The organism is Treponema sp. OMZ 803 (assembly GCF_024181165.1).
Classification (GTDB): Bacteria; Spirochaetota; Spirochaetia; order Treponematales; family Treponemataceae; genus Treponema.
Genome location: NZ_CP051195.1, coordinates 579,064 through 604,298 on the forward strand (window position 1 = coordinate 579,064; position 25,235 = coordinate 604,298).

Sequence of the window (25,235 nt, forward strand, 5' to 3'; positions counted from 1 at the left end):
GAAATGTTCGAAAAATATAAACCGCTTTTAAAATTGATCGTATATATCAAAGAGTATAAAAAAGAATTCATGATTTCAGTGCTGTATGGAATATTGAATAGTGTTTTTTCGCTACTGACGGTATTAACCGGAGCGTATATTACCTCGGCGGCACTGTCCCGTGCGCGTGTTCAAACCGTGCTGTATTTGTTTATCCCTCTTTTAGCGTTTATATGCGGAAAAGGGCTTTTTTCTTTTTTGGAAATGTACGAATGTCATCTGGTTGCTTACAAAATTATAGAAAAAATACGGGGGCTTTTATACGATGCGGTTTCGGCATCGGCGCCTCAATCGATGGCAAAAACAAGGTCGGGGAACATAACCGCTGCTATCGTTGAGGATGTGGAAGCAACCGAAATCTTTTACGCTCATACCGCAGGTGCGTATATCGTTGCTGCCGTATGCACCGTACTGTATCTGACGACTCTTGCGTTTCTCTCGTTGCGTATTGCCGCCGCCGTATGCGCTGCTTGTATCCTTGTTGCGGCAGTACCGTATTTTTTCAATCGTGTTACCAAAAAAACGGGAGAGGAAATACGGGAGGGTGCGGCAGCCGTACATGCGGAAGCGGTGGATACCGTTCAAGGGTTGCGTGAAATTTTGATTTTTGGAAAAGAGAAAAAATATATCGAAAAGGTCGTACGGGATACGCTCAGGTTGAACAAAAAAGAAAGGAAGGACGGGCGATTTAAGGGGGTGCAGGGGTTAACCGTCAATCTGATTACCTCCGCTGTATTGATTGCGTCGCTTTTATTCGCTCATACAGAAGTTATTGCCGGAACATTGCGGCCGGAAACGGTTTCCGTCGTGATTGTTTTTTCGCTGTTTGCCTTTATACCGGTGATGGGTGTTTCGGTAACGGCGGGAGCGATGAATATTTCCAACGGAGCGGCAAAGCGGATTTTGAATATTCTTGAAGAAGCACCGTCTGTTACCGATACCGTACCGTATATTCCTCAATCCGAACTGCACCTTGCAGGCAGTGTCAAGTTTAAGGATGTGCGTTTTTCTTATGAAAAAGACCGGGAGGTACTGCACGGTATTTCTTTTTTCGTGCAGGCGGGAGAGAGCGTTGCCATTACCGGAGAGTCGGGAGCGGGGAAATCGACGATAGCGGCTCTACTGATGCGTTTTTACGATCCCGACAGCGGCGCGGTGTATATCGGCGGAAAAAATATCAAAGCATTGAATCAAAAATCCGTGCGGGATATGATTGCATATGTGCCGCAGGATGTATATCTTTTTAATAAAAGCATTAAAGAAAATATTGCGCTCGCCTGTCCCTGCGCTTCCGATGAAGAGATAAAAGCCGCAGCGCAGATTGCAATGGCGGACGGCTTTATCGAAAAACTGGAATACGGATACGATACAAATGCGGGCGAGCGCGGCGTACAGCTTTCAGGCGGGGAAAAACAGCGTATCGCCATTGCTCGCGCCGTTTTGAAAAAATCTCCCATTTTGCTAATGGACGAGGCGTCTTCCAATTTAGACAGCGAAAGCGAGGCCTTGTTTCGGCAAGCGTTGAACAATATCCGCAGAGGCAAAACTATCCTCACAATTGCGCACCGTCCGTCTACTATAAAAGAAGCGGATAGAGTTATCCGAATCGATAACGGACGGATGGTATAAAAAGTTAAAAGACCGAGAAATGGTAGGTATTAAATCCGCGAATAAAGACGTTCTGAAAGGTGCCTACTCTGCACTCCTGCTGCTGCAAAAACATTACCTCTTAAAATGCGCCGGGGTAACCGCCTTTCCGTAGCTTTTGCTTTTCTTACTGTTTTCATTGCAAATATCCATTTTTTATTCGTGCGGAGGGTTTAATACCCCGACGCTTTGCGTCGTAACAAAGGGTATTAAAGCCGACTGCAACCACCTTATGAGAACAACATACTCCGACGCTTGCGCCGGGGTTGTTGATTAGCGAAATATACGGATTAAATGATTTTTATATTGTTTCAAAAAAATTTGATTGGCTTATAAGTGAATGTCACGAAGATGTTGTTTCATTTGTTGGAAAGACATTAAATATTTCTTGCTTTTAAAATAACAGAAAGAATATAAGACCTCTAAAAACTTGCTTTGCAGGCCGCAGCAGACAAGGAAATGAATTTCCTGACAGAACACGCTGTGAAGCCTGCCGTTTTTAGAGGTCTCCTACAGTAATTCTTTTTATATATAGTTCGCTGCGGTTAAAATCTTACGCGCTTTTTCAGCGTCTTCACCGGCAAGCAGGATGACGGGGCCGGTACAGCCCATGCCCGCTTCTGCATAGATGTTCTCTTTCCAGAGCGTCTTGCAGGCATTTTCTATGTCGATAACGTCGATGCCGTGGATTTCTTCCGTAACGACCTTCTTAGGCGGCACCGCGACTGTCTCCGCGCTTGCCTCTTTTGCGGCGCCGAACGAGTCGAGTATGGCTTGCAGCCCCGATTTTTCGGCGGCTTGCACCTCGGCACGGCACAGCGCTTGCAAGTTTGCCTGCGCGCTGCGCGCGGAATACGCCAAGGCTGCGGCGATAACCGGGGCGCCCGATGCGCGGGAAACAATCGCGACAACATCGGTCATATCCTTACCGGCGCAGGGACCGTAACCGGAACCGGAGGCTTCGTAGCTGCCGCCCGTTAAGAAGGAGCTGAAAAGCTTCATCAGCACATTGCCGGTTAAGGTATCGCAGACCATCACATCGGGCGTCCCTTGCAGCAAATCGTTTCCGCGCATGCGTACCCCGCCGTCGGCGCGGTGCGATTCGGTAAAGCGTATCGGATAGCCCGCTTTTTGCAGCTTTAACAATGCTTTTTCAATCGTTGCAACGCCGTCGATGTTTAGAAGCCCGACCGTCGGGTTTTCAACGCCGTTTGCTTTTGCAACGGCAATTCCGGCAAAGGTGTTTAACAGCATTGCCTTATACCGGTCGGCATCGGAGGCGCCGGTAGTGGACGCAATAAACATTTCTTTGCCGAAGCCGGGCGTTACTACCTTTCCGATTGTCGTAACGCCGAGCGGGAAAGTATAGTGCATTGTTACAGCGGCTTTTATTTCGCCCGTTTTAAACAATTCTTCCATTTTATGATGAGCGTCTTCCAGCGTCGGCGCTTCATACCAGCGAAACCCCTCGGTTTTCGGGCCGCCGATTAGCACAATATCCAATCCGGGATTGGCATGGGCTGCAAGTTTTGCTGCGCGGATAAGCTCCGCTTCTCCGTGCTCGCTGCCGGGGACAGTTAAGCCGACCGGAAAGGCTTCCGCAAAGGCGCCGGTTTCCAGTCCCTTCGCCATCAGGCTGAAGGCATCGGCTACTTGTTGTTTTGTACTGCTCATTTTGCTCCGTCCTCCGCTAAGATACGGGCAGCAACATCGCGCATAGCATCGGCTACAATCTTCTTAATTTCCGCTTCACCGGCGCCGCCCGCAGCACCGGAACTTCCCTTACCGTTGTTCGCCTCAATTAAAAGGCTTAAACCGTCAAAGAGGTTGGTCAAACGGCCGAGGAACAAGCTGCCTTTTCCGATAATCATTGCGCGGCGCAATTTACCTGCAAGCATATCCCGCCGTGCATGGCCGATAAAAGGAACGCCGGAGGGAATATGTCCCTGCGTAGGCGCAAACCCTTCCACACCGTATTGCTTTACAAATTCCGCGATTTTGGCTCGTTCAAGCTGGCCTTTCATAACCGCAAGCGCCGCGATCATCTTTGTGTTCGCTTCCGGCACATTACCGGCGCCTGCAGGAGCGGTAATTTCATGATTCTGCAACTCCGCAGCAAATTTTTCGACATCGGTAATCTTCATCCCTGCGGCGTTCAGCGGATCGTAGATAAGCGCTGTCATAACCGCCTGCGGAGAAGAACCGGAAGAAATCGTATGTTTGCCGATGACATCGGTATTGATAATGGGGTTTACACCGTCGTCTTCCGTAATTAAAACGGCGAAACCGCCTACCATATCCTCAAGGAGCGGCATCTCTTTTTTAACATGATCTTTACCGTTCATACCGAGCTTAGGTACGGAACCGCCGGCGACAACCATCACGGTCTTAAAGATACCCGACCGCACGAGCGCAGCGGCATTTGCCAATGCGTGTACCGGCGCTGCACAGAAACCGCGGATATCACAGCCGGTCGCATGAACGCAGCCCGCCTTTTCACCGACGGACTTTGCAATATTTCCGCCGCCGCGCTGATTCACATCGCCTGCAGCTTCCTCGGAACACTCGATAATATAATCGATGTCCGCCGCATTGATGCCTTCAAGCTCCGCGAGGTGCCATGCGGTTAAGATGCCGGTTCCCTTGGTAACAAGGTTTTCGAGCATCGTATGAGCGCTCAAGTTCGGGTCGGTGTCATGCGCTTGTTTGACACAGCCGACCAGCACGTCATTGTCGTATAAACCTTCCGCCGTGTGCGATTGCACCAACTTTTCGATATCGGCCTTGGAATGGGCTTCTCCCAACGTAATCGCCTTATCCTTCATTAACGGATGATTTTGAATAATCGTTGCCGCTTCGGCAGTAAATTCTTCGGTTAAGTATACCAGTTCAAAAACGTCGGCGTACTTCATCAAAATATAGAGTTCTTTTTGCGTTGCAATTTCACCGAACGGCCCAAAGCGGTCGGCTTTTTCGGTGCACTTAAACCACGGCTCGGGGATACCGGGCAAATCTTCCGGCTTCTTGTTTCCGATATACACCTGATTAGGCGGATATTGTACAGCTTGCTCAAAGGTTCTTAAATGAGACGGGATTGCGGCAATATAGGGATCGGCAGGATCTTTCGCAATCGCTGCGGTCTGAGTTGAACCGTTCCGTTTTAACAGATCGGGGCTGTATGCCAATGTGTAACTTGCCCCTTTAATCACTGCGTTTTTCATAATACATCCTTATTGATAAGATATTGAAGCACCTCAAAAAATTTTAATTTTTAGAAGGTGCTCAGTTAGAAAAATACCGTCTCATATCGATACACGGTTTTTCCTATAATATGGTAGCATTGACTTAATTTCATAGCCTACACTTTGAAAATGCTCTTGTCAAGCATTCATTTTTTATAGAATTTTTTATAGAAGACAGTGTTCGGTTTCTTATTGATACATGCCCTCGTCCGTATTTGAAATAAATGATATAAAGTTATATATGGAGAGATACATCCAGTTGTTCCATCAATAAATTTGAGATAGACGGAGGATTTTCTATGAATGATGTGTTGGCTGTTATCGATATGCAGAATGATTTTGTCAGCGGGAGTTTGGGGACAAAGGAAGCGCAAGCGATTGTTCAAAATGTCGTAAAAAAGATTGAGACCTTTAGTGGTAATATTGTATTTACGCAGGATACGCACCCAAGTTCATATCTGCAATCTCAAGAAGGAACGTTTTTACCTGTTCAGCATTGCATAAAAAATACGGAGGGATGGGAAATTGTTGCTCCGATTAAAAAGCTCATAACCGATCAAGTCTATGAAAAACCTACCTTCGGTTCGCTTTTGCTGGCGGAATCTTTAAAAAGTTTGCATGAAAGAACCCCAATCCGTTCTATTACGCTGATAGGATTGTGTACGGATATTTGTGTTGTGTCGAATGCGTTGTTGTTAAAAGCTTTTTTTCCCGAAATCCCCATTTATGTTGATGCTGTCTGTTGCGCGGGAACAACGCCCGAAAATCACAAGGCGGCGCTGCAGGTTATGAAGATGTGCCAAATTATTATCGAAAATGAATAAGTATCATTTTTAGCAATCGGAATATGTCGATTTGACTTAAACCGATAAAAGGATATACTGAAACGTATGGCGCTTATAGATTGTCCCGATGGGGCTGATTTTGAATTCGGTATTTTGATACAAAAGAAAAATATTTTTATTTTAGAAAACGGACAGTTACCGAACGGTAGCGAAGTATCTAAAGTTCTTAAAAAATATAATGATAGTGATATTCTCGGTTCTTACGGCGAACAGGCATATCACACGTTTGCGGCAGTTTTGTCGCCCGAAGCGGCGGGGCCGAAAGGTTTTAAACAAATTCCGTACCGAAATCTATTTATAACGGAACCTGCTGAGCATGCCGCGATTGTTGCTCGCGCAGCGCTTTTACTCGATTGGCTGCATCATACAAAGTATTGTTCTTCTTGCGGTAGCCGCCTGTATTTGAGCACAACCGAAACGGCATTGGAATGCCCACAATGCCGCAGAATATGGTATCCGGTTCTTGCGCCGTGCATTATTGTACTTATCAGCAAGGGTGAACAAATTCTTTTAGCGCGGCATGTACAGCACATCTCCGACCTTTATACTTGTATTGCGGGTTTTATCGAAGCGGGAGAAACGGCGGAAGAGGCGGTTGCCCGCGAAATACGCGAAGAGGTTGGTTTAACGGTTAAGAATATCCGGTATCGCGGAAGCCAAGGCTGGCCGTATCCCAATCAGCTGATGCTTGCCTTCCGCGCCGAGTACGTTTCGGGGGATATTACCGTACAAAAGGAAGAGCTATCGGATGCTGCATGGTTTACACGCGACGCATTACCGCCGATACCGCTCCCCGGATCCGCCGCTTACGATCTTATCTGCGGCGACTGGTTTTAGGTACACGGACAGGACAATCCGTTTGCTGTGTTTGCCCTGCCTGCTTTTGAAAAACCCGTGCAAAATTTTGGATAAAACTTTGCACAGGTTGTTTAAAAGTAGTGTATCGCCCTTTTCTTGTTAACTCTCTTTTTCAACTTTAAACCGAATATCGAACACCAGCGTTTCATTCGGATTATCTTTGTGATAGAGCGTAAAATATTGCAAGGAACTTTTTTTGAGTTCGCTTGCCTTAGGCGTAAGCAGCATAGAATTATTCCCCTGTTCATTGCTTACAAAAACTTGTTGCACACCATTTACATAGCCCTTTATATTGAAGGAAAGCTGAACAACAGAAGATTCGCTTAATACAATAATATTATTTGTTTGCGCTTGAGGCTGTACCTTTTTCATGTACGTACACGTTAATTTTGGCAGAGGTTTCGTATTACTGTAGTTAAAGATCGCTTGCCGCAGCTTGTCTTTATCAAACGGCTGCATGCCGATACTACCGATAACATCTATAGTTTTATGGCCTGTATAATGTATATTTTCTACCGTTGCGGTTACCTTGTATCCTTTTGTCGGTACCTCAATGCGTTCTACCGTCTTGTATTTTTCGCTATATTTGATATATGCGACGGCATTATCGTCCAAGAATCTTAATTGGTACTTAATAATCTGCCCCGGATTCTTTGCAGAAAATCCCTCTTTTACAATATATTTTTGAAACTGTCTAAGATCGGTAACAGCCTCGCTGCCGCCTCCGATAATATTGATGGTAATCGTCGTTCCTTTTTCCAGTTTTTTGATTGCCAGATCGATGTCGGCTTCGGCATGATTTGCTGTTGTAACTTTAAATACTGTGTCGAGATTGGCTTTTAGCTCTGATTTTTCCTGATCGGATTCAATAGTAAGATATGCAATTCGTCCGTAAGAAACCGACGACACATATACCGGCATTCTGTCGCCTACGGCTGCTCGCGGTATATTGATCATAAGCGGAGCTGCTTCTTGATTTACATCGACGGTATAAAACGTTTCAACGAATTTGATAAGGCGCCGTTCCTTTTGGTCTCCATTTTTGAATTTAAAGCCTGCTGCAATTTTGCTTTTAATTCCAGCTGCACCGAAACCAACCCCTATTTTAAGCTGTGCTTCAAGGCTTTTTTCATTGGTAATCTCCATCTCTTCATAGCTTGAATGGGCAGAGGCATGGTATGTAATACTTTGACTGAGGATTCTATTGCGCAGATCTCTATATGATGCTAAATTCGGGAAAATTGCGTCGGACGTAATCCCTGCTTTTCCATCTTTACCTTCTTTATCTTTTACTCCTTGTAAATCGAATGAGATCGTCGCTTTTCGTTTATTGCCTTCGGTAATTTCCCGGTAGCTCTCTTTATCAAGACTATCGCCACGCAGAACGGAACCGGGATAGATTGAGTTCTGAGCAGGATCAAGCATGAGCGTGTCATCAAAGGCAGCCGAAATATCATGCTCAACTTCTTTTTCGATGTATTTTACCACCATACCCTGGGCATTAAGCTGCGGCTCCGTTTCACTAATCTGCCGCCCTTGAAAAATCATTTCGCGCAATCTCTGCGGCGATCGTGCAAGCGTTTTAGGAATATCAAGCCCTTTATAAGTAAATTCCTCTTGCTCGTTGCTTTGGCTGTTACCGGAATTACCGCTGTTTCCGTTACTCGGTTTTGCAGGTTTTTGCACCGATTTGTCCGTTTTAATTTCCCTCACTAACGGTTTTGTCGGTTGTTGGCACCCCGTTATACCGAATAGTACAAGACAGAACAACAGTGATTTCCATTTCATACATGTTGCGAGCTTTACTCGTTTTTGTTGCTGCATAAAAACCTCCTTGCGGTTGATGCTGTCTGTCTTATAAAGCACGTAATGTAAAATGGCTTGAAATTCGGAGAAAAAAATAAAAAATTTTAAAAAATTTCGTGCAAAAATAAGGCAACCGCCTGAGATATCTCCAATTCGGTTGCCTTAGTGTGTAGAAAAAGCTGTAAAATTAATTTAATAAATAGCGGCGGTTCCTTTTATCACGACGCCGGTTTTTCCGTTCAGCGTGATAATATCGCCTGTTTTTAATATGCTTGTTGCCTCGGAGGCGCCTACGATAGTCGGCTTCGACAAGTTCATTCCCATCAAGGCGGCGTGTCCGCTCAAGTTGCCGTTTTCGGTAATGACGGCGCCTGCCCGCTCGATAAAGGAATTCATTAAATCGTTGGTCGTTTGGGTTACGATGATGTCTCCGTCCGCAAAGTCGGTCAGTAAGTCTTGCTCGGAACGGATAACCTTTACTCGGCCGGTTACAACCGACTGAATGCCGGTGCCCTTACCCTTTAGCAATATCTTCCCGACGGTTTCAACTTTCAACAAGTTTGTCGAACCGACCAGTCCGATAGGAACTCCGGCGGTAAGCACGGCGAGTTCACCCTCTTGTACAAACCCATTCTCTTTTGCGACGTTGATGCACTGTTCAAACATTTCGTCCGTCGATTTAAAATAGGACGTGACAATCGGATATACCCCCCAGTTAAGTGATAACCGGCGTGCAGTTGCTTCATAGGGGGTTACGGCAACAATCGGCGCCTTGGGCTTGTATTTTGAAAGTGCCCGCGGCGTTTCTCCCGAAGAGGTCGCGGTAACGATAACCTGTGCATTCATTTCCAACGCCATAGAACAGGTTGCGTGTGCGATGGCATTCGTAATGGTCAAAGAATGCTCCCGGGCAACCGCCCCCATAATCTTGTCGTAGTTTAACGAATTTTCGGTTGTAACGGCAATGCGGTGCATCATCTTAACGGTTTCTACCGGATATTTGCCCGCAGCCGTTTCTCCCGAAAGCATAATGGCGCTTGTTCCGTCAAAGATGGCGTTTGCAACATCGGTAACCTCCGCCCGCGTCGGACGCGGATTATGCGTCATTGATTCGAGCATCTGGGTTGCCGTAATCGCCGGCTTACTTGCCTTCAGTGTTTTGCGGATAATCATCTTTTGCACAAGCGGAATTTCTTCCGGCGGAATTTCGATACCTAAATCGCCGCGAGCAACCATGATGCCGTCGGAAACTTCAATAATCTTGTCGATGGAGTCGACGCCTTCTTGGTTTTCGATTTTCGCAATAATATGGATATTGTTCCCATTCGCTTCCTCCAAGACCTTGCGGATGCTTAAAATATCCGCAGGGCCGCGGGTAAACGAGGCTGCTACAAAATCAACCTCATTTTGAGCGCCGAACTTTAAGTCGGAAATATCCTGTTCGCTCAGAAAGGGGAGGTTGATTTTTGCTCCGGGAATATTGATGCCCTTATGATTCGATACGGGGCCGTCGCTCATGACGGTACAGATAATATCGGTGCCGTTATCGATCCGCTCGACCTTCAGTTCGATTAAGCCGTCATCTATAAGGATGCGATTATTAGGCTGTACTTCCTGCGCAAGGTTCTTATAGGTTACGCTGCATATTTTTTCATCGCCGACAACATCACGTACGGTAAGCGTAAATTGCTGTCCCTTGCTCAGCTGTACGGAATTGCAGCCGAAGTTTTTCAGCCGTATTTCCGGCCCCTTGGTGTCCAGCATAATCGCAATCGGCAAGTTGAGTTCCTGTCGAATCTTCTTGATACGGTCGATACGGATCTGGTGCTCTTCATGCGTACCGTGCGAAAAATTAAGGCGGCATACGTTGAGCCCTGCCTTAAATAATTCGCGCAGTATTTCTTCCGAGTCGGAAGCGGGACCGATAGTACAGACAATCTTTGTCTTTTTCATCTTTTCTCCTATCGAATAAAAGTATGTCTTTACGCTTTCTTCTTATCCTTCGAGATGGCATCCACTAGAATGGCAATTGCGCCGTCTCCGGTTACGTTACATGCAGTTCCGAAGCTGTCCTGTGCAATATAGAGCGCGATAATCAATGAACTCATTGTGTCGTTAAAGCCGAGAATGGACTGAACAAAGCCAAGCGCTGCCATAACGGCGCCACCGGGGATACCGGGGGCTGCAACCATTGCGATACCCAAGATTGCGATAAACGGAAGCATAACGCCGGCGTTTGCCGTTTGTCCGTGCAGGATCAGGATAGCCATCGAGCAGCTGGTAAGGGTGATAGTACTTCCTGCAAGATGAATGGTTGCGCAGAGCGGAATAACAAAGTCCGCAATTTTTTCCTGAATACCGATTTTCTTTGCGGAAGCGAGCGTTACCGGTATGGTTGCTGCGGATGATTGAGTTCCCAATGCGGTAACATACGCCGGTAGCATCGTCTTAATCGACGTAAAGGGATTCCGTTTTGCAATGGTACAAGCAATGATATACTGAATAAGTATCATGATGACGTGCAGTGCAATGACGATTGCAAATACTTTGATGAATACCTTGAGGATAAGCCCAACCTGTCCCGCATGGGTCATGTTGGTAAACACGCCTAAAATATGGAGCGGTAACAGCGGAATAATGATAACTTCGATAACTTTCGTAACGATATTCTGAAATTCGCGTGCTGCATTTTTTAATGTTTCAGAACGGGTTACCGCGATACCGATACCGAGAACAAAGCTTAAAATCAACGCAGTCATAACGCCCATCAGCGGCGGCATATCGATACCGAATAAGCCGGGCAGCAGCGCATCTTCAGGGTTCGCATGGGAAAAAACATCCGCATGAGAACTTAAAAAGAACGGGAAGAATATGGAATCGGTTACAAAGGCCAACGTACCGGCAAGCAGCGTTGAACCGTACGCAATACCGGCAGTGATAGCGAGCAGCTTTCCTGCGTCGGAACCCAGATCCGCGATACCCGGAATGACAAATCCAAGAATGATCAGCGGGATGATAAAGCTGAGAAAGTTGCCGAATACCCCGTTAAAGGTTGCCAAAATCTGAACAGGCAACGGCAAATGGATGGAGCGCGTCAAGTTACCGATTAAAATACCGGCAACGATTGCAATAACAAGACGCGGCAATAGACCTAATTTTTTTGCACTCACAATAAACTCCTTTTTAAAAGTGTCCGAACATCTCTAAAAGCTGACCGGTTTTTTAAAGGTGTCCGTCTATCTTTTTATAGTGTAACTGACTTTATTTCACTTGTCCAGTTTTTTTTGATATTCTGGCGCCGCGATGTACCTCTTTTATAATTCCCTTCAATAGTATATACTGCTCCATCTGATGAAAATTCAATAAGAGGTACACTATGGAACTCACGTATAAAGCCAAAACAGCATGGGAAAAGCTCACCGACAGCGAACTTGCCGAAATGCAAACGCTTTCTCAACACTACATCTCGTTTTTAAACAGCGGAAAGACCGAACGCGAATGCGCCGCTCATATCATACGGCAGGCAAAGGAAGCCGGTTTTAAACCGCTTGAAGAGGTCATAAAGAGCGGAAAAGCGCCGGCGGGTACAAAGGTATATCTCAACAATAAGGATAAGTCCGTTGTGATGATGGTGCTCGGCGAGGATATCATGCAAGGTATGAATATTGTCGGCGCTCATATCGACAGCCCGCGCCTTGATGTCAAGCAGATGCCGCTCTATGAAGATTCAAACCTCGTGTTTTTAAAGACCCATTATTACGGCGGTATCAAAAAGTATCAGTGGACTGCAATTCCGCTCGCTATTCACGGGGTCATTTTTACCAAAGAGGGCAAGAAGGTTGAAATCTGCATCGGTGAAGATGAAAACGATCCGGTGCTTTTTATTAGCGACCTCCTGATTCACCTTTCAAAAAAGCAGTTGCAGGAAACGCTGGCCGAAGGGATTACCGCCGAGCAGCTTAACGTACTGGTCGGAAATATGAAACCTGCAACGCCGGATGAATCGGATGATAAGAAAAAAGACAAATCTAAAGAGGATAAAAAAGGAGATAAGGCATCGCCGGTTAAGGAAAATATCTTAAAAATCTTGAATCAAAAATACGGCATTACCGAAGAAGATTTCCGCGTTGCGGAGCTTGAGATTGTTCCCGCAGGAAAGGCACGGAATGTCGGGCTTGATAACTCGATGATTGCAGGACACGGCCATGATGACCGCGTATGTGCCTATACCACACTGAAAGCGATGCTCGAAGTTTCGGGGACTCCTGCAAAGACTGCCGCCGCCCTCTTTGCCGATAAAGAAGAGATCGGTTCGGTCGGTAATACCGGCATGACAGCGCTCTACTTTGAAAACATGGTCGCGGAGATTGCCGCCCTGCAAAAAGCGCCCTGCGATTTAGGTGTGCGCCGCGCATTTGCCAATTCCTGTATGCTGTCTGCCGATGTATCCGCCGGTTATGACCCCGCGTTTACATCCGTATTTGAAAAGCTCAATTCGGCGTTTATCGGCAACGGTATCTGCATCAACAAATACACCGGCTCCGGCGGCAAGGGCGGCTCAAATGACGCAAACGCCGAATATCTCCAAAAGATCAGGCATTTATTCGATACCAACAATGTTGTCTGGCAGACGGCGGAACTCGGCATGACCGACGCCGGAGGAGGAGGCACAATTGCCTATATCCTCGCTAAGTACGGAACGGAAGTCGTAGACTGCGGAGTGCCGGTATTGTCGATGCATGCCCCCATCGAATTGATCAGCAAAGCCGACCTTTTAATGGCATACCGAGCCTACAAGGCGTTTTTACAGGCACATTAAAGCTAAGCGAAACCTCTAAAAGCTGTAGTTTTTAGAGGTTTCCGGTTAATCGATTTCGATACGAGAGAATATCAATGAATACAGCATACCCTGAATTACAGCAAGCTTTTGACAAGATGATCTTATCGGCGTCGGGCTGGCGCAAAGTGTTTGCTCAATCCGGAAGCGAAAACGATGGAGCGCCGGAAATTTCCGCTGCCGACCGCGATATTGTTTTCTTTGCCGCTCAATCATTTGCGGAATTCTTACAAGCGGAGTTTCCGGCAATCCGCACGGTAGTCATAGCCCGCGACAGCCGCCCCACCGGAGCAGCGCTTTTAAAAGAGGCGGTAACTGCATTTGCAGCCGCTTCCGTGGCAACAGGTTCGGATGCGCCCATAGTAACAGCCGCTAGGAATACTTCTGCGGCAACAAGCTCGGCTGTACTAGCGATACAATCGGTTGGGATAGCCGCGGCGCCGGAGATTATGGCGTATGCACGTTCCGCAGGGGCGGCTTTCATGTATATTTCTGCAAGCCATAATCCCATCGGGCATAACGGCTTTAAGTTCGGGTTGGATACCGGCGGCGTACTGGACGGAAGTCAATCCGCGCGACTTATAGCCTTATTCACACAAAAATGCGCCGCTGCCCACCAAGATACCGCAGCTGTCCTGCGCAAACAGGCCGCCCCGGCACAGGCGCAAGCGGTGTTTGAAGCAGAAGCGGCGCACAAACAAGCGGCGCTTACCGCCTATCAAAACTTTTTACAGGAAGTAATTGCCGATTCAAAAGACACGGCGGAACAAGCACGGTTCTTTGACGGCATTTGCACTCAATGTACCGCGCTTGCGGCAGCAGGTAAGCCCTTTACGCTGGTTGCAGACTTTAACGGCAGTGCCCGCGCCGCTTCGGTTGATCGGGCTTTCTTTGAAAAGCTCGGTATGCAGCTTGTCGGTATTGCGGAAAAGGCCGGAAATATCGTCCATGGTATTGTTCCCGAAGGAGGAAACCTTGCAACCTGTGCAGCCAAAATCGAAGAACTGCACCGGAGCAATCCCGCACAGGCGGAGAATACGTTGTTCGGCTATATGCCCGACTGCGACGGAGACCGCGGCAATATCATTTACTGGGATGAAGCGCAGCAAAAAGCATTGATCCTTGAAGCGCAGGAAGTCTTTGCCCTGTCGGTCATCGCAGAACTGAGTTATCTGCACTACAGCGGTAACATCAGCGCGCCACTTGCGGTTACCGTCAACGGACCGACTTCGCTCCGCATTAACGAAATCGCAAAAGCCTTGGATGCGGAAGTGTTTTATGCGGAAGTAGGCGAAGCCAATGTAGTAAACCGGGCGGAAGATGCACGTCGGTACGGTTATAAAGTGCGGATACTCGGCGAAGGTTCCAACGGGGGGAATATTACGTACCCTGCCGCCGTGCGTGACCCGCTGAATACGCTCTTTGCAATCAGCAAGCTCCTGCTCATAAAGGATATGCCTGACCGCTCCTGCCCGTTCCGTATCTGGTGCGAGCGGTCGGGGCAAACGGCAAAGTACCGGAAAGACTTTACCTTTGCGGATATTATTGCAACGCTTCCCCGCTATTGGACTACCCCGACGCAGGAAGCCCGGGCGCTGATGCATATCCATACGACCGACCATACCGCACTGAAATCGGCATATCAAAAGATTTTTATGCAGGAATGGGCGGATAAAAAACAGCTGCTGAAAGACCGATTCGGTATAGCAGCCTGTAAAGTATTTGCGTATAATGGAACGGTTTGCTCAGAAAACCTCAGGGATTTTGGGGTTTCCGCAAAAGGCGGCCTCAAAGTGCAGTTCTATAATGCAAGCCATACTCCGATTGCCTTTATCTGGATGCGCGGTTCCGGCACCGAACCGGTATTCCGCATTATGGCGGACATCAAAGGATATGATCAGGCAGCGGAAGAATATCTTGTGCAGTGGCAGGGAGATATGGTACGCAAAGCCGATGCGGCGGTATCGGCAAAAAATTAAGGGAAGGTGGTATAACTTCGGCAGCCGCAGTAAGGCTGCCTCGTTAACCGTCAAGTTTTCTTTCGAAAACTTGCTTATTAAACATGTGCGCTTTTCGCGCACGAATTCGCCTGCCTCCAAAATTGATATTTTGTTCGGCTGTCGAATTTATGGGAAGGATAACAGAATGGGAATTCGAGGAGAATTATTTACCACTCAAATTCCGGTAGAAAACCGGACATATTTTTTTAATGTGAAAGAGAATCGGTTGGGTGATGTTTTTTTGCAGATTGTCGAAAGCAAAAACACCGATGGCGCCGGTTTTGACCGCCATGCAATTGTCGTATTTCAGGATGAAATGCAAACCTTTTTGCAGGGGCTTAACGAAAGCCTTGAATTTATTGAAAAAAAGCGGAAAGAGCAGCTCAAAGAAAAACGGGAGAAAAAACAGCGGAACATTTCTGCGGAAACAGCCGGCGTAGAAAAAAAGAAAATCATCAATAAACGGAACACAAGCACAAAATCGGCGCGAAAGGTACGCATCGTCAAAAAAGACGGCACAGAATAGGTTGTTACGCATCCCGCAAACGGTATGTTGACAAGAACAGGGCTGGGAAACCTCCAAAGTTATAGCTTGCATTTAGACTAGACTTGGTGTATATTTCTACCGTTTGCGGTTATCAGCCTTATGCGGACTGGAGCCTGTTTCGGCGGCACGGAAAGCAACGGCGGTCATTTAATATAGTGCGACATACTGCATGCTTAAAATTGTTAAAATTAAAGGCAGCTATGTTAATGGTGAGGTGTGCTCTCATTGTCTTTCAGAGGTTTTAATAATGATGCTGAAGAAATGTATTGCTTGCGGTATGCGCTGTATGTCGATTTGTATCGCTGTTGTTATCTTTCTCCTTTCTGCACAGTCAAAGCTGCCTATTCCGGAGACCGTTTCTTTTCCCGGATTGGATAAGTTCTTACATGCATGTGCTTTCGGGAGCTTCGCTTTTACGCTTTCTTATTGGTTTTCTACCGATAAGTGGCTTGGAAAACCGCTCAAATACTGTACGATTGTCTGCTGTATTGTTGCTTGCTATGGTATTTCCGACGAAATACATCAAATTTTTGTTCCCGGGCGCGATGCTTCCATATATGACTGGTTTGCCGACTGTACCGGAGCGGTTTTAGCGGTATTTGTACGTCTGGGGATGGTAAAATTCTGCGTGAAAACTTGATTTTTAGGAAAAAAAAAGAGCGTGAATGAATGCCGCAATTATAGAAAAGCTTACCGCTTTTTTTGACGCTAAACCCGAAATCATCCTTGCAATGCCTAAGGAAAGTGCTTTGCTGCATAGGCATACTATGACTGCTCTTTATTGGTATGAAGATTATTACCCCATCTATAAGCGCGGGCAAACGTATATTCTTGAGCATGCTTTTAAACGAAATCTTGTCGGTGATGTACAATGAGTATTGATAAAAATGAGAGGTATATGAATGAAATATAAGATAGCATTAATCGGCTGTGGCCGTATTAGCTTTAAGCATATTGAAGCCTTCGTTGCGATGCAGGATAAGGTTGACTTAGTTGCCGTTTGCGATCCTTTGGTGGAGCGGGCAGAAGAGAAAAAAGCTGAATACACTAAAGCAGTGTCGAATGCAGCAGTAAGAGTCTTTGCCGACTATAAGGAAATGCTGGCAGCGTGTAAACCGGAGGTGGTAACGATTGCAACCGAATCCGGTAAGCATAAGGATATTGCAGTACATTGTTTGCAGAATGGCTCGCATGTAATCTGTGAAAAGCCGATGGCACTTTCTACGGCTGATGCGCAAGTGATGATTGATACGGCAAAACAGCACGGCAAAACATTGGCAGTGTGCTTTCAGAACCGCTTTAATGCACCGGTTGTAAAAGCACGCGAAGCATACGAAAAAGGGCGCTTCGGTAAAATGCTGCACGGAATGATCCAAGTGCGCTGGAATCGGAATAAAAGTTATTATGATCAAGCAAAATGGCGTGGTACTTGGGAACAGGACGGCGGCACTCTGATGAACCAGTGCACGCACGGGATAGACCTTTTGCAGTGGATGATGGGAGAAAATGCCGTCCGCGTACAGGCACAAACCCGTCGCTTTATCCGTCCGATTGATGCAGAAGATTTCGGTTGTGCGATTGTAGAATTTGCTTCCGGTGCTGTCGGCATAATAGAAGGAACTGCCGATGCGTATCCGAAAAATCTAAACGAAACATTGAGTTTATTCGGTTCCGAGGGGGCTGTTGTGATTGGCGGGCTTGCGGTTAATAAAATGGAAACATGGCGTTTTGCCGATGCGGAACAGGTCGGTGATATGGAAGAGAAGGTGCTGAATCCCAATGAAAAAGACCCTCCGACGGTGTACGGCTTTGGGCATACAGCTCTTTTCAGAGATGTTATCGATGCAATCGAGCATAATCGTGAACCGCTTGTTTCGGGCGAAAAAGGCAAAAAAGCCTTAGAGATTATCTTGGCCATTTATAAATCCCAAAAAACCGGATTGCCGGTAACGCTGCCCTGCGATTTTTCAACGCTGGAAATGAAGGGGATTTTTAATTAATGAGGAGAGAAAAATAATGAATATACCTTTTTATACAGCGACAAGAGAATATAAGAATCTAAAAGCAGAATTTGATACAGCGTTGTCTTCCGTGCTTGAAATGGGTGACTTTATTTTGGGAAAAGCTGTAGCAAGCTTAGAAGAAGGCATAAAACAGTATACCGGTGCAAAATATGCGGTCGGCGTTGCTAACGGCAGTGATGCATTGGTAATTGCGTCCGATATTCTCGGGTTTAAAGACGGCGCAGAGGTTATAACCCCTGCTTTTACATTTTTTGCGTCAACCTCCTGTATTGCCCGCTTAGGCGGTAAGCCCGTCTTTTGCGATATTGATGAAGATACCTTCTGTATGGATATGAAAGATGCGGAAAAGCGTATAACAAAAAAGACGGTTGGCATATTGCCGGTGCATTTATTCTTGCAGACGGCGGATATGGAAGCCTGCATGGCGCTTGCGAAAAAGCATAATCTTCGTGTTTTGGAAGACGCTGCAGAAGCGTTCGGTATGCAGGATATGTATAACGGCGTTTTACATCAGTCCGGAACTATCGGCGATATGGGGATTTATTCGTTTTTCCCGACAAAGACGCTCGGCGGTTACGGCGACGGCGGCATGATTGTTACGAACAACGAAGAATATTACCTAAAAGCCAAGAGTTTGCGTGTCCATGGAGCGACAAAAAAGTATCACCATGATTATATCGGCTATAACTCGCGGCTCGACAGCTTACAGGCAGCCGTTTTGAATGTTAAGCTCAAGCATATTGATGATGCGATTGCAAAACGGGCTGAACACGCAGCTCAATATCGGGCTTTACTAAAAGATATCGGACAGATAAAACTTCCCGTCGTAAAAACGAAAGGAAAAGAAGTATACTATGTATTCAATATCCTTGCTGAAAACAGGGATGAGTTACAGACATATCTCACCGAAAAAGGTATAGGCACAACGGTATATTACCCCAAGTGTCTGCATGAACAGGAGTGTTTTAAGTATCTCGGTTACAAGAAAGGCGACTTCCCTGTTGCGGAAAAACTCTGTGCTTCCGTACTTGCCTTACCGATGTATCCTGAACTGACTCAGGATGAAATTTCCTATACCTGTGACGCAATAAAGGAATTTTATAAGCGGTAGGGCGATTTTTTAAAGAAGATAGGCATACTGCCTGCATGGGATTGTTTTGGATAGTAATGCGCCTAACTGAAGAAAAAGATATAATACTTTTATGCTTATACCTATAAAAATACTGTTTTTTTTCTGAGTTTTATAGCTATGGCTATAAAAACTTGTTTCTGTATTGACTTCTTATGCTTATATCTTTAAATTTAATTCAATAATCAGGGGGGGGGATTATGGATGTAAGCATAAAAACTATAGTCAGACGATTGGATTATCTGCAGGAGGTGTCTCCTTTTATCGGAAAGCCTTTTATAAAGGTATTTTCGGGGGTGCGTCGCTGCGGGAAGTCCGGTATTTTATCTTTGCTGCGTGATGCACTTATTGCGCAAGGCGTCGATGCGGCGCATATTATTTTTGTCAATTTTGAAAGTTTTGCCTTTTCAACGATTAAAACCGCTGAGGATTTATACCGGTATATTGTTGAACGGGTTCAGCCGAAGCAGCGTGTTTATCTGTTGTTTGATGAAATTCAAGAAGTAGCGGGCTGGGAAAAATGCATCAATTCCTGCTTGGTAGACTTTGATGCGGATATTTATATTACCGGTTCCAATGCTCGGCTGTTATCCTCGGAATTGGCGACCTATCTTGCAGGCCGTTATATTGAAATTCCGATATATACGCTGTCGTTTGCAGAATGTTTACAGTTTCAGGCTTATTACTTTCCGCAGCGGAACATGACGCAGCGGGACGCTTTTTCAACCTATTTGCGGAAAGGCGGTTTCCCAGTTATCCATACCGCGGATTACGGAGAGCAAGAAGCATATAAAATTGTATCAGACATTTACGCTTCGATACTGCTCCGCGATACTATCCAACGGTTTAATATTCGTGATATTGAACTGCTGGAGCGGGTGGTAAAATATACCTTTGATAATATCGGCAATAGCTTTTCCGGTAAAAATGTTGCCGACTATTTTAAAAATCAGAAGCGTAAACTTGATGTAAATACAATATACAATTATTTGAATGCGCTTGAGGCGGCCTTTGTTTTGTATCCTACACGTCGTTATGATATAAAAGGGAAAGAGCTGCTCAAAACACAGGAGAAATTTTATTTAAGTGATGTATCGCTCTTGTATGCTATTTTAGGATATACCGATCAAAAAATTTCCGGCATACTGGAAAATATCGTTTTTTTGGAACTAAAGCGTAGGCGATATAATGTATATATCGGTAAGCTCGGTGCAAAAGAGATTGATTTTATTGCAGAAAAACACGGCGCAAAGCTCTATATTCAAGTTGCCTATAAATTGGAAAGTCAGGAAACCGTCAATCGTGAGTTTTCTCCTCTTTTGGAAATCCGCGATCAATATCCTAAATTTGTCGTAACGATGGATGAATTTTGGCAGGAAAATGTAGAAGGTGTGAGGCATTTTTACATTGCCGATTTTTTATTGAGTAAGGAATATTAAAGATTAATGGAAAAGAATTATTTTGTGCATGAATCGAGTTATGTGGATGAAGGTGCGGAGATAGGCGAGGGAACGAAAATTTGGCATTTTACCCATATTATGAGCGGCGCTAAGGTCGGTAAAAAGTGTTCGATCGGGCAAAATGTCAATATTGGCGGTAAGGCAATTATCGGCAATGGTGTAAAGATTCAAAATAATGTTTCGCTATACGATGATGTTGTAATAGAAGATGATGTATTTTGCGGTCCCTCCTGTGTGTTTACCAATGTCATAAATCCTCGTGCCTTTATTGAACGCAAACATGAGTATAAACAAACGGTGATTAAGAAAGGAGCTTCTATCGGTGCCAATGCTACGATTGTTTGCGGCGTAACCATTGGCGAATATGCGTTAATCGGTGCAGGAAGTGTAGTAACAAGAGATGTGCCTCCGTATGCCCTTGTTTATGGAAACCCCGCACGGGTGCATGGCACGGTGAATGCAGCGGGGGCTAAGGAATAGAAGATGACAAAACAAAAATTGGGGTGTTTTAAACAACTTATGAAAAGAATGTTTTTGAAAGCGCTTAAATATATTTTGTTTTTTATTCCCATTAAAAATGGTCAATTATTTGTTATTACTGATTCTACTATGCGGGATGAACCTTGTGGTATTACTACGAATGGACTTATGTGCATCTCCGCTTTCTTATTTTAAGTATATTCCTCTTGGCTCTATGCGTCATGACTAACGGTTTTATTTTGAATATAGAAAGTTGAATAGAGCATGATAGAAACTTGTATAATAAAAGTAGAACTGCTAATATAATAAAAATATTTATTAGTAAAACTATTTTATAGAATATATTCTATATATAAAATATGAAGTGTGTCTGTAATACTTATTTTTATATGAAAATGTTGCTATTTATCTCTAAAAAAGGATGTAGGTATGATTTTGAATTTAAAATACTGTCTAAAGCAAGCGTGTAAATTCGTATTCAAAATTGTTTTAGGATGGCTGCCCTGCCGGAATGATTTTTTATTTATAATTCCTGAAGATTCTTCTTTGCGTGAAAGTTTTAGTATAAAGAATTATACAGGGGATAACGTTTTATTTTTTTTGCACTACCTTTTGGAATGCCATGACGTCATTGATGCGCCATTTAAAAAAATATATCTTAGTATATTGAATGATGTTACTTATAAAGATTGTTGTGAACTCCAAAAACAATTAAAATATATACAATTGCTTCCGATTGTTTCACCTAAAATGCACAAATGTATTTTAAATTATATAAGATATTATTTTGCCTTTTTAAAATGTAAAATAATTATTACTCCTGATGTTATGTCACCTCTTTTAGTAAAAAAAGGATCTCAAATTGATATATGTCTGAATTATTATGCGTGCCCATTTAAATCTGATGTTGCTAAGCATAATGAAAGAACAAGAATGCAAACAAAAAAATATGTAGCTGCTTCTTCCGATTTTGCGTCTCGTATGGATATGTGTGCATCACATGTGCCGTATTTTGACTATAAAGTATTAGGATTTATCCGTCATGATAATATTGTGAATCCGCGTTTTGATAAACCAACAATAAAAAAGATGATGGGAATTGATGAGAAAATTAAAAATATTATTCTGTATACTCCTACGCATAGAGATGGTCAACTGGCAAAACAACATCAAGCTATTATTGGTTGCGATGATTATACGAAATTAAATACTTTATTAAATGTTAACTCGGCTATTTTGCTCGTTAAATCTCATGTCGGTATGTTGGATGATGTTTTAACTGGTGTGGATGGATGTTCTAATATTATGATTTATAAACCGTCCTCATGTTATACTTTTTATGATATTTTACCTTATGCTTGTTTGTTAATAACCGACTATTCATCAATATATTTTGACTTTTTGGTTACCGGTAAGCCTGTTGTGTTTAATTTTTCTGACCGAGAAGAATATGAGAGGAACAGAGGCTTGTCTTATAATCCTGTAGAATTGTTCTGTGCAGGGAAGATTGCTTATACTGAAGAGGAATTGTATGCTGCTATTGAGAATGAATTAAACGGAAAAACGTATAAGAATGACAAGCATTATAATGATGTTAAGAATCTTTTTATTAAATATACGGACGGAAAAACAGGTGATAGGGTATATGATTTTATTTGCAAAAAAATAGCAGAATGAGTGATATATGTTAAAAAAACTATTGCAATTTTCCATCGGCTCTTTTGCTGCTGCTGCCGTATCATTCTTTACAACGCCTGTTGTTACCTATTTTATCATACCCGAGTATTTTGGTGTTGCAACTCTTTTTTCTACGGTCGCAGTTTTTCTTTTCCCTATAATTAATTTCGGAACTGATCAGGCCTTTATGCGTTTCTTTTATGAAAAGAAAGGCGACGATCGATATATATTGTTGTGGAGCTGTTTGTTCCCATGTTTTTGTATTTTTATTTTTTTATGTACAGGATTATTGATTTTTTCACATCGGGTGTCTTTGTATTTTTTTGATAAAGATATTCCGTATTTGGTCGTTTTGTTATGTATTGATTTATTCTTTAGATTAATCCAGCGTTATTCGATTTTAACGATACGAATGCAGCAAAAAGCATTGTTGTTTTCTCTCCTGAATTTTTTTCTTTCTATAACCAATACCATGACAATAATTATTTATTCGTTGTGTTTCGAAAAATCATATCTTGCAATAATATACGGAGGAATAGTTTCCAACCTGGTGGCATCGATTATCGCGATTCTTATTGAGCATAAATTTTGGTTTTCAAAATTTAGAATTACAAGTGTCGGTATAAGAGAAGTGTTGTTGTATTCGGTTCCGCTTGTTGCGGCTCATTTTTTATCCACTTTGTTTGATGGAATTGATAAATATTGTTTAAAGCAGTTTTCTACTTTTTATGAACTCGGTTTGTATAGCGTTAGTTTTAAAATTATAGCGGCTTTGCGTCTTGTACAGTCAGGGTTTTCGATGTATTGGACTCCTGCCGCTTTTGAACATTATGAAAAACATAGAGATGATACCTCTTTGTATGAAACCGTTTTTGAAAATTTATTATTGTTTCTGATAAGTGTTTCACTATTACTAATTATATTTAAAGATATTATTGTGCTTATTCTGAGCCGACAGTATTCGGCTTCTGCACATATTATGCCTTTTTTGGTGTTTTTACCTGTCATGTATACAATAACCGAAGTTTCTAATCTTGGAATATATTTTAAGAAAAAGATGATGTACGAAACATATACTTTTATTATTCTAGATGTGGTTGCGGTTGGTTTAAATTTTGTTTTTCTTGCAAAATTCGGCGCAAAAGGTGCGGCAATGGTAATTTCTATTGTATATCTTTGTTATTTTTATGTCCGTACATTTTTTTCAATAAGATTGTATCCAATGAAATTCAAGCTTGTAAAGGCAAGTATCTATTTTTTAATTTTGTGGGCTGTTGCCTTTGTTAACACCTTTGTCGATTGTAAGGTTTTTGAAATTTTATCTGCAGCTGTTGCTTTAATAATGGTCTTGATTATTGACAGAAAATTATTAAAGATGTGGATTTGGAAATGTTTAAATTATATGTATTCCAGATAGATGTGCCTATGAGTTGGTAGGTAAATTATCGGCGAATACGATTACTTACTGATTATAAAGGAGGAGGATAAATATATGATCAAATTTCAACGCTGTAATAGATGTATCATGGATAATGTATCCGATGCTAATATACGGTTTGATAGAGACGGGAATTGTAATTATTGTATCGCGGCCCTTGCAGCAAAACCATATCGGTATTTTCCAAATACAGAGGGAGAAGAAAAACTTCGGCAATTATTGACCGTTCTAAAAAATGCCGGACGAGGCAAAGAATTTGATTGTCTCATGGGCATATCAGGTGGGCTCGATTCTGCATATCTTGCATATTTGGGAGCTGTTAAATGGGGATTGCGAATCCTTGCTGTGCATGTTGATGATGGCTTTGATACCGAGTTGGCAAAAAAAAATATTAAATATTTGGTGGAAAAAGCCAATATCACACTCATTACCATTAAACCTGATCCAGAGCAGTTTTTGGATTTAAATCGAGCTTTTTTATATGCAGAAGTACCTAATTTGGCTATTCCACAAGATAATGTCTTGTTTGCTGCTTTGTATGATTTTGCTCGAAAAAAGAAAATAAAATATTTTTTATCGGGACAGAATTTTTCCTTGGAATCTATTCTACAATCTGGAAATACTCATTCGGCGTATGATCTCGTTCATATTAAGGCTATCCACAAATTATTTGGCACAAAACCGATTAATAAATTACCGTTAATCTCTTGGCAACGGCGGATGATAGATAACCGAATATTACATTTAAAGACGGTTACTCCTCTTGATTATATTGATTATAATAAAGAACGTGCTATTAAAGAATTGCATGATTTTTCCGGTTTTACATACTATGAAGCAAAACATCTTGAGAATGTATTGACAAAAGTTGTTCAGCTAGTTTGGTTTAAAGAAAAATTTAAAGTTGATAAGCGTACTTCGCATTTATCAAGTTTAATTATTTCTGGACAATTGACTCGTGATGATGCCTTGAGTTTATATCAAAAACCTGCTTATGATAAAGAGCAAATGGAGAATGATATAGCTTTTGTATTGGATAAATTACAAATTTCGAGAGAAGAATTTGATAGAATTTTGCAGAGTCCGCCTAAACAGCATACTGATTATAAAACATCTTATTTCTTAGATGTTTGGACGAATCCTAGTAAATTGATCTTTTTAAGAAAGCTAAAGCGGTTTTTGCGAAGTTTATTTATCTCAAAATGA

Annotated in this window: 21 protein-coding genes; 16 read left to right on the top strand and 5 right to left on the bottom strand. The window is 43.4% G+C overall.

What is annotated here, in order from left to right; translation table 11 throughout:
- The first annotated feature begins 3 nt into the window (after positions 1 to 3).
- Both cydC and ABH09_RS12995 read left to right on the top strand, forming a co-directional pair.
- Positions 4 to 1,668: a thiol reductant ABC exporter subunit CydC gene (cydC, locus tag ABH09_RS02675; RefSeq protein WP_253715104.1), complete on the top strand. Its 1,665-nt coding sequence runs from the start codon at positions 4 to 6 to the stop codon at positions 1,666 to 1,668.
- Positions 1,669 to 1,955: 287 nt separating this feature from the next.
- Positions 1,956 to 2,084 (top strand): DUF6756 family protein, encoded by a 129-nt coding sequence (locus tag ABH09_RS12995; protein ID WP_371922122.1) that lies wholly within the window; start codon positions 1,956 to 1,958, stop codon positions 2,082 to 2,084.
- A 127-nt stretch (positions 2,085 to 2,211) separates the two neighbouring features.
- Here the strand turns inward: ABH09_RS12995 and grdD are convergent, their stop codons facing one another.
- Positions 2,212 to 3,360: a glycine/sarcosine/betaine reductase complex component C subunit alpha gene (grdD, locus tag ABH09_RS02680; protein WP_253715105.1), complete on the bottom strand. Its 1,149-nt coding sequence runs from the start codon at positions 3,358 to 3,360 to the stop codon at positions 2,212 to 2,214.
- Positions 3,357 to 4,907, bottom strand: coding sequence for a glycine/sarcosine/betaine reductase complex component C subunit beta (gene grdC, locus ABH09_RS02685; RefSeq protein ID WP_162662519.1), 1,551 nt, complete (start codon positions 4,905 to 4,907; stop codon positions 3,357 to 3,359). The genes grdD and grdC overlap by 4 nt, the downstream gene beginning before the upstream one ends.
- Positions 4,908 to 5,227: 320 nt before the next feature.
- Here grdC and ABH09_RS02690 point away from each other — a divergent pair, with 320 nt between their 5' ends.
- On the top strand, positions 5,228 to 5,752 hold the full coding sequence (locus ABH09_RS02690) for a cysteine hydrolase family protein (protein ID WP_253715106.1): 525 nt from the start codon (positions 5,228 to 5,230) through the stop codon (positions 5,750 to 5,752).
- A 66-nt stretch (positions 5,753 to 5,818) separates the two neighbouring features.
- Positions 5,819 to 6,610, top strand: a complete 792-nt coding sequence (nudC, locus tag ABH09_RS02695; protein WP_253715107.1) for an NAD(+) diphosphatase — start codon at positions 5,819 to 5,821, stop codon at positions 6,608 to 6,610.
- A gap of 120 nt (positions 6,611 to 6,730) precedes the next feature.
- On the opposite strand, the gene ABH09_RS02700 is transcribed toward nudC, so the two are convergent.
- From ABH09_RS02700 to ABH09_RS02710, 3 genes are all read right to left on the bottom strand, one after another.
- A complete protein-coding gene (locus tag ABH09_RS02700) occupies positions 6,731 to 8,455 on the bottom strand; it encodes a thiol-activated cytolysin family protein (RefSeq protein WP_253715108.1) in 1,725 nt (574 codons plus the stop codon).
- A gap of 174 nt (positions 8,456 to 8,629) precedes the next feature.
- On the bottom strand, positions 8,630 to 10,390 hold the full coding sequence (pyk, locus tag ABH09_RS02705; RefSeq protein WP_253715109.1) for a pyruvate kinase: 1,761 nt from the start codon (positions 10,388 to 10,390) through the stop codon (positions 8,630 to 8,632).
- Between the two features lie 29 nt (positions 10,391 to 10,419).
- Complete coding sequence (locus ABH09_RS02710; protein ID WP_162662529.1) at positions 10,420 to 11,607, bottom strand: dicarboxylate/amino acid:cation symporter; 1,188 nt, start codon at positions 11,605 to 11,607, stop codon at positions 10,420 to 10,422.
- Positions 11,608 to 11,813: 206 nt separating this feature from the next.
- On the opposite strand from ABH09_RS02710, the gene ABH09_RS02715 reads away from it, so the two are divergent.
- From ABH09_RS02715 to ABH09_RS02775, 12 genes are all read left to right on the top strand, one after another.
- Positions 11,814 to 13,256, top strand: a complete 1,443-nt coding sequence (locus ABH09_RS02715; protein ID WP_253715110.1) for an aminopeptidase — start codon at positions 11,814 to 11,816, stop codon at positions 13,254 to 13,256.
- A 74-nt stretch (positions 13,257 to 13,330) separates the two neighbouring features.
- Complete coding sequence (locus ABH09_RS02720; protein ID WP_253715111.1) at positions 13,331 to 15,253, top strand: phosphoglucomutase; 1,923 nt, start codon at positions 13,331 to 13,333, stop codon at positions 15,251 to 15,253.
- Positions 15,254 to 15,419: 166 nt separating this feature from the next.
- A complete protein-coding gene (locus ABH09_RS02725) occupies positions 15,420 to 15,800 on the top strand; it encodes a PUR family DNA/RNA-binding protein (RefSeq protein WP_253715112.1) in 381 nt (126 codons plus the stop codon).
- A 268-nt stretch (positions 15,801 to 16,068) separates the two neighbouring features.
- Positions 16,069 to 16,461 (top strand): VanZ family protein, encoded by a 393-nt coding sequence (locus ABH09_RS02730; RefSeq protein WP_253715113.1) that lies wholly within the window; start codon positions 16,069 to 16,071, stop codon positions 16,459 to 16,461.
- Positions 16,462 to 16,486: 25 nt separating this feature from the next.
- Positions 16,487 to 16,696, top strand: coding sequence for a hypothetical protein (locus tag ABH09_RS02735; protein ID WP_253715114.1), 210 nt, complete (start codon positions 16,487 to 16,489; stop codon positions 16,694 to 16,696).
- 27 nt (positions 16,697 to 16,723) lie between these two features.
- Positions 16,724 to 17,821, top strand: coding sequence for a Gfo/Idh/MocA family protein (locus ABH09_RS02740; RefSeq protein WP_253715115.1), 1,098 nt, complete (start codon positions 16,724 to 16,726; stop codon positions 17,819 to 17,821).
- A gap of 16 nt (positions 17,822 to 17,837) precedes the next feature.
- A complete protein-coding gene (locus tag ABH09_RS02745; RefSeq protein WP_253715116.1) occupies positions 17,838 to 18,956 on the top strand; it encodes a DegT/DnrJ/EryC1/StrS family aminotransferase in 1,119 nt (372 codons plus the stop codon).
- A gap of 218 nt (positions 18,957 to 19,174) precedes the next feature.
- The gene (locus tag ABH09_RS02750) at positions 19,175 to 20,413 is read left to right on the top strand and encodes an ATP-binding protein (RefSeq protein WP_253715117.1); all 1,239 of its coding nucleotides are present in this window, start codon (positions 19,175 to 19,177) and stop codon (positions 20,411 to 20,413) included.
- Positions 20,414 to 20,419: 6 nt separating this feature from the next.
- Complete coding sequence (locus ABH09_RS12895) at positions 20,420 to 20,914, top strand: acyltransferase (protein ID WP_305880071.1); 495 nt, start codon at positions 20,420 to 20,422, stop codon at positions 20,912 to 20,914.
- Positions 20,915 to 21,343: 429 nt separating this feature from the next.
- Positions 21,344 to 22,591, top strand: coding sequence for a CDP-glycerol glycerophosphotransferase family protein (locus tag ABH09_RS02765; protein ID WP_253715118.1), 1,248 nt, complete (start codon positions 21,344 to 21,346; stop codon positions 22,589 to 22,591).
- Between the two features lie 7 nt (positions 22,592 to 22,598).
- Positions 22,599 to 24,008 (top strand): lipopolysaccharide biosynthesis protein, encoded by a 1,410-nt coding sequence (locus ABH09_RS02770; protein WP_162662550.1) that lies wholly within the window; start codon positions 22,599 to 22,601, stop codon positions 24,006 to 24,008.
- Between the two features lie 75 nt (positions 24,009 to 24,083).
- Positions 24,084 to 25,235, top strand: coding sequence for an N-acetyl sugar amidotransferase (locus ABH09_RS02775; RefSeq protein WP_162662552.1), 1,152 nt, complete (start codon positions 24,084 to 24,086; stop codon positions 25,233 to 25,235).